General features: G+C 42.9%; 6 protein-coding genes and 1 pseudogene. 6 read left to right on the forward strand and 1 reads right to left on the reverse strand.

The window, feature by feature from the left end:
• The 6 genes and pseudogenes from Q338_RS15065 to Q338_RS11715 form a co-directional block, all read left to right on the forward strand.
• Positions 1 to 204 (forward strand): hypothetical protein (locus tag Q338_RS15065; protein WP_211249456.1); only part of this gene is annotated, 204 nt, incomplete at its 5' end.
• Entirely contained in the window at positions 185 to 1,714 is a 1,530-nt protein-coding gene (locus tag Q338_RS13885; RefSeq protein WP_051968636.1) for a nucleotidyl transferase AbiEii/AbiGii toxin family protein, read from the forward strand. The genes Q338_RS15065 and Q338_RS13885, both read left to right, overlap by 20 nt.
• Before the next feature lie 18 nt (positions 1,715 to 1,732).
• A complete protein-coding gene (gene folP / locus Q338_RS11700; RefSeq protein WP_034295658.1) occupies positions 1,733 to 2,575 on the forward strand; it encodes a dihydropteroate synthase in 843 nt (280 codons plus the stop codon).
• Between the two features lies 1 nt (position 2,576).
• Positions 2,577 to 2,843: a GNAT family N-acetyltransferase gene (locus Q338_RS11705; RefSeq protein WP_034295660.1), complete on the forward strand. Its 267-nt coding sequence runs from the start codon at positions 2,577 to 2,579 to the stop codon at positions 2,841 to 2,843.
• A gap of 173 nt (positions 2,844 to 3,016) precedes the next feature.
• The gene (locus Q338_RS11710; protein ID WP_115723671.1) at positions 3,017 to 4,000 is read left to right on the forward strand and encodes a YeeE/YedE family protein; all 984 of its coding nucleotides are present in this window, start codon (positions 3,017 to 3,019) and stop codon (positions 3,998 to 4,000) included.
• Between the two features lie 51 nt (positions 4,001 to 4,051).
• Positions 4,052 to 4,183: pseudogene (locus tag Q338_RS11715) on the forward strand (sulfurtransferase TusA family protein); the annotation flags it as partial.
• A 383-nt stretch (positions 4,184 to 4,566) separates the two neighbouring features.
• Here Q338_RS11715 and Q338_RS11720 read toward each other — a convergent pair.
• The gene (locus tag Q338_RS11720; protein ID WP_034295662.1) at positions 4,567 to 6,204 is read right to left on the reverse strand and encodes an ABC1 kinase family protein; all 1,638 of its coding nucleotides are present in this window, start codon (positions 6,202 to 6,204) and stop codon (positions 4,567 to 4,569) included.
• Positions 6,205 to 6,400 lie beyond the last annotated feature (196 nt).

A 6,400-nucleotide genomic window follows, 5' to 3' on the forward strand; every position in this document is an offset into this window, starting at 1 on the left:
TATAGTCGCAGAACTGAAAAAGCAGTACGGCGTTGCCAGCTCCCTTATGTACTAGGTGTACACGGCGGTCGCTGTCGCCTTGTACTGCATTTTCATTTCTACGACTATACAAAAATAAGGCAGCCTGAAAACTGGGAAATGGGTTTTCAGGCTGCCTTTTTAGTCAATTTATGGAGTGATGATAATGCGAGATTATCTTTTTGAAATTCATTTAACTGTCAATACTTTAGCCGAAACACAAATCCCTGATTTTGAAAAAATCTGTCAAAGATTGGGCGGTAAGGCGGTGTTGATTGAATTGCCAATGGGCGAACACACGCAACAGCCAATGATGACTTATGTTAAAAAAGCAAATAATGTAACAGAAATTTTAGCGGAAATTGATACACTAAAACCGCAATTTTTCAATCAAGGCTTTGAAATCATTCGTACCAAAATTGAAATCCCTGCTGACCAATACGATGATTATATTCAACAATTTCCTGATACCAAAGGTTATTTTGAATGGCATGGGAAAGTGGAATTTCCTTACAGCCACAATTATGCCTTGCAAAAATTAAGAAGCATTGCTCATTATCATCAGGCTCATTTATCACAAAATTCACTTAAAAATAATCCATCACAAAGATTTATTACTTATCGTTCCAATGATTTTAAAAATTTTAAAGATAAAATAGATATTATTAAACAATCTGTTAATAGAGAAGAAGATTACCCTTATCTTCCCGTATTTATTTCTTTAAAAATTATTAAGGAACAAGCAGAATATTGTGTTTATGATGATAAATTGAGTTTAGATAATGGTTGGAGTGAAAATATTGATGTCTTATCTGACCCATTAGAAATATACAAAAAACATTCCCCCCATCTTCTTGACGCTTGGCATCATTACCTTTCTTATCCTTATATAGAAGAGTTTGTTTTTTATGAAGGTATTATTCGCCGTGCTGCCAAGGTCAATCAGGATTTTATGTTAAAAGGCAGTTTTGTTACTCGCCAATATTTTGACAATCCAAATGATAGACAGCCTATGGATTTGGATTTTGTGTGCTTAACACCATTACCAGATATTGAAACTGCCAATAAAGTATTAAATGATTGGCTCACTGCGGTAACTCGCACAAATGTGAATGATGGTCTTTATTTCATTGATTTTGCTGAAAATGCATTTTGGCGACAAATTGATTATGCCATGCATGATGATTTTCCAACTGTTACAGGTGAAGTGCTGTGCTATATCAATGGTAAAGTTTATGACCTTAATGTTGAAGTTTCGTTTAATTTACCTGTGCCGTTTGAGCCTGTGCCATTATTATTAAAGACTCCAATTGATGAATTTATTTATCCAAAAACCACGCCATTATCCCTACAAATTGCGTGGAAAATTCATCAAACGATTGTGCGTCCGCGTGTAAAAGACATTTACGATTTAATTTATTTAGTGAAAAAAATTGAAAATAAACAAATATTTGATGATGTACTTTTTGCTTTATTACAAGAATGCGAAAAAGACCAAATTGCCATTGAAAGAGTGAAACAATTTTTTCAATATGATTATCAAACAATTACTTTGAGTGAAGATGGTGCATGGCATAAAGATTGCTTTCCTCTATATCCTGATAATAATCAGATTTTGTTTGAGCAATTTAAAGAAAGTATGCAAAAAGCAGGTTTTGTGTTGGCGGATTTGGAAAGTCGCTTGAAATACAATTAAATTATTTAGGAAAATCAAATGTTTTGGCAAACCAAGCGTTTTAAATTGGATTTAACCGCGCCCAAAATCATGGGCATTGTGAATGTTACGCCTGATTCATTTTCCGATGGCGGACAATATTCAGGCAGCCTGAAAACCGCGCTCGCCCATGCCGAAAAATTGCTTTTAGACGGTGCAGACATTTTGGACATCGGTGGCGAATCCACGCGCCCCAATGCTTTGCCTGTTTCGCCTGATGAAGAGTGGTCGCGTGTTGCCCCCGTTTTGGACGAATTGTCCAAATGGCAAGTGCCAATCAGTTTGGACACGCGCCGAACCGTCATTATGCAACGCGCTTTGGACAAAAATGCGCTGGATATTGTGAATGATGTGCAGGCTTTGGAAGATGTGGGGGCGGTGGATTTGGTGGCGCAATCGGGTGTGGGCGTGTGCTTGATGCACATGAAAGGCTTGCCTGAAAATATGCAAAATAATCCCAATTATCAAGATGTTGTGCAAGAGGTGGCGCAATATTTGCAAGCGCGCGCCGATGTGTGCATTCAGGCGGGCATTGCGCCAGCGCGTTTGGTGTTGGACGCGGGTTTTGGCTTTGGCAAGAATTTGGCGCACAATATCGCGCTGTTGCAGAATTTGGACAAATTGTCCAGTTCGCACGGTTTGCCGCATTTGGTGGGCGTGTCGCGCAAACGCATGATAGGCGAAATGACGGGGCGCGAAACACCCAGCGAGCGCGTTTCAGGTAGCGTGGTGGCAGCTTTGTTTGCAGTGGAACGGGGCGCGAAAATCGTCCGTGTTCACGATGTGCGCGAAACGGCGGACGCTTTGAATGTTTGGCAAAAACTGAATACGCAGGCAGCCTGAAATGAAAATTATCCATCAAAACCAACGATTTGAGTACAGCGAAAACGGCTACATCGCCTATTTAAGCTATGTTTTGGACGGCGAGATTCGCGTGTTCAATCACACAATTGTACCGCCAGAATTGGGCGGTCGGGGCGTGGGCAAACTGTTGGCGCAACACGCTTTGGATTATGCGCGTGAACAGCATTGGCAAATTCGTGTAACTTGTGATTTTGTGGCGGCGTTTGTAGAAAAAAATCCGCAATATCTTGATTTATTAGTTGAATAATGATTCAGGCTGCCTAAATTTTCACATTGAAAACATGATAATTAAAAAATAATGCTTTTCTTTATAATGAAAAATTCATTTCAGGCAGCCTGAAAATGATTGTTCAATTATCAACAAGGAAAAATAGTCAGTGTGGACAGGTTTATTGTGCGGTCTTTTATTGGGTTTTTGTGATGCAACGTGGTCGTTTTTGTATTACGGGCGCGTTTTGTGATTTGTATGTAACGAAAAACAATAAAATATTTGTTGCCTTGCTGATTGCGATTACGGTGCAATCCATAGGTTTTTTTGCTTTTAAATCTATGGGTTGGATAGTCGTTGAGCCAGCCGAAGCTTTGTCTATTGTGGCGGTGGCTTTGGGGGCATTTTTGTTTGGCATTGGCATTATTTTGGCGGGCGGTTGCGCCACAGGAACGTGGTATCGCGCGGGCGAAGGTTTGGTGGGCAGTTGGGTGGCGTTGGCGACTTATATGTTGTTTAGCGCGATGATGCGCTCTGAACCTTTGGGCGAATTCAACAGCAGCCTGCGCGGACAAAATATTGACCACAAAACCATTTACGACAGTTTCGGCATTTCCCCATGGATTTTGGTGGCGATTTTGACGGCGGTAACGGGCTATTTGGTGTGGCAACATTTGCGTAAACCGCAAGCCAAAATCGCCAGTTTAAAACCGAAAAAAACGGGTTTGGCGCATATTTTGTTTGAAAAACGCTGGCATCCGTTTATCACGGCGATATTGGTGGGCGTGATTGCTTTGGCGACTGGGCGCGAATTTGGTTTGGGGATTACAGGACCTTCGGCGAATATTTTGCAATATTTGGTGATGGGCGATGGCAAATTCATCAATTGGGACGTGTTTTTGGTGTTGGGGATTTTGTTGGGGGCGTTTTTTGCGGCGAAAATGAGCAATGAATTTCGCGTGCGCGTGCTTGACGCGACCATCGTGATTCGCAGTTTAATCGGCGGCGTGGTGATGGGTGTGGGCGCGAGTTTGGCGGGTGGTTGTTCCATCGGTAATGGTTTGGTGGAAACCGCGTTTTTCTCGTGGCAAGGTTGGATTTCTTTGCCAATTATGATTTTGGGAACATGGGGGGCGGCGTATTGGACGATTATTCGCCCGAGCAAAATTCAGGCTGCTGCTCGTGCGTCATCATGATTTTTTAACTGAAAGTAGAGTGATTAAAATGAAAATTATTTAGAAACAACAGGTTTGGTTTTCCCATTTCCATTGGTGGAAGCCAAGCAAGCGATGGCAACTTTGCAAAAAGGCGAAGGCTTACGCATTAAATTTGACTGCACCCAAGCCACCGAAGCCATTCCCGCTTGGGTTGCCGAATAAGGCTACACCGTGAGCGATTACGAGCAAATCGGTGATGCACAATGGGAAATTGTGGTAATTAAATAATGGCTTGTGAATTTCAGGCTGCCTGCAAGATGGGGGAAACCATCTTGCAGGCAGCCTGAAAATTATAGAACAGTAGGGTGCACGGCGCGTACCCTACAACTTATTTTAACGTGAGTTCGGGATAATAAATTAATTAAGTATTTGTTTTAATGAAAATTTGGTTGTAGGGTGGATGCTTGCATCCACCATTTCAGCGTACCCATCTTGAATCATTTTATTTTCAGGCAGCCTGAAAATGGTGGGTGCAAGCACCCACCCTACGCAAGTCATTTATTTTCATTGAATTTTTACTTTCTTTATCCCTAATTCACGTTATTTTACTTATTCCGCCGCCAAATCAAGCGTACCCCCAACACCCCAGCCACCACAAAGCCCACAAACGCCAACCACGACACCCCAAACAATTTCGGTAAATGCGTGTCCAGCGACAAAATCGCCGAGCCAATAATCAACGCCGACACCACCAACATTTGCCCCAGCCGCTCAAAAGTTTGCCGCAATCGCTCCAAACCTTCCACTTCATGCTCTAACTTTATCTCTTTATTGCGAATTTTCTGCAAAAACGTCTTCATTTCTTCGGGCAACGCCAGCCAATTTTCATAACTGTCGCTTAATTTACCCACTTGGTCGCGCAACAATTTTTGTGGCGACCACCGCCGCGCCACCACTTGCGCCGCATACGGCTGTATCATCTCCAAAATATTCAAATCGGGATACAATTGCCTCCCAATCCCTTCAATTTGCGCCAACCCCTTGACCAATAACATAAAACCATCGGGCAATAAAATCTGATTATCGCTAAACACCGCCATGATTTTTTGCAATAATTTGCCCATGCCAATATCGCGTAAATCTGTAGCGTCCAACAAGTCCATGATTTCATACAATTCTTTCGCCAAACGCCGCTCGTCTGCCGATTCATAATCTTCCGCCAATAATTTGACCGTTTCCAGCATTTTGTTCACATTTTTTTGGCTGAAATACAAAACAAAATCTTCTAATAATTCACGCTCTTGTGGCAATAAAACGCCCATCGCGCCCATATCAATAAAAGCGATTCTGCCATCGGGCAACAGCAAAATATTACCCGCGTGCGGGTCAGCGTGAAAAAAGCCGTGTTCCAAAACCTGTTTCACATACAAACTCAAACCCAGTTCCGCCACCGCTTTGGGGCTTAAACCAAATTTTTCTAATCGATTGGTTTCATTGACTTTTATGCCATCAATAAAATCCATGCACAACACATTGTCGCTGCACAAATGCCCATGCACTTTGGGAACACAAATGCGCTTATCTTCGCGGAAATTGCGGGCAAAACGCTCCAAATTGCGCCGTTCATGAGAAAACGACAATTCTTCGCGCAAGGATTCTTCAAATGCCTGCAATAATCGCATCACGCGAATTTTGCGAAATGTTTCGTGGTGGCGTTCCAAAAAATGCGCCAAATCGCGCAAAACGAGTAAATCAGCGTCTATCGCGTCTTCAATATTTTCACGTTTTATTTTTAAAACAATGCGTTGTCCGTTTTTCAGGCTGCCTGAAAATACTTGCGCGATAGAAGCGGAAGCCATAGGCACGGTTTCCAATACAGCAAATTCATCGGCGGCAACAATATTCAGTTCACGCGCCAAAGTTTCTGTCATATCAATAGGTTGGATTTGTACGCGGTCTTGCAATTGGCGCAATTCGGCGATGATGTCGGCAGGCAACAAGTCGGCGCGGTCGGACAACATTTGCCCCAATTTCACATAAGTCGTCCCCAATTCGGTTAATGCCAAACGCAGCCGTTGTGCCAATGGGCGGCGGCGCATTTCGCGGCTGCAAGTGAGCTTGGCAACCAAAGGTTGCGGCAGCCAATGCTCCAAACTGCCTTGCCCGAATAAATCGTCCAAGCCATATTTCAGCAGCACTTCAGCGACTTGTTTGCTGCGTTTGAGTTTTTTGAGATGGTTCATAATGAGAGTAGCGCGGTTGGGATAATGGGATTATACGCGTAATGTGGTTTCAGGCTGCCTTTCAGTACACGACAATTTTTTGAAATAACCACAAACCTGTCCCCTCCCCCGTCTCCAACGGGGGAGGGCTAGGGTGGGGGAAAATTTGTGGAATAAATTAATTGTCTTGAAAATCAACGAACCCCCACCCTAACCC

The sequence above is a fragment of the Alysiella crassa DSM 2578 genome, assembly GCF_000745955.1.
Taxonomy (GTDB): Bacteria; Pseudomonadota; Gammaproteobacteria; order Burkholderiales; family Neisseriaceae; genus Simonsiella; species Simonsiella crassa.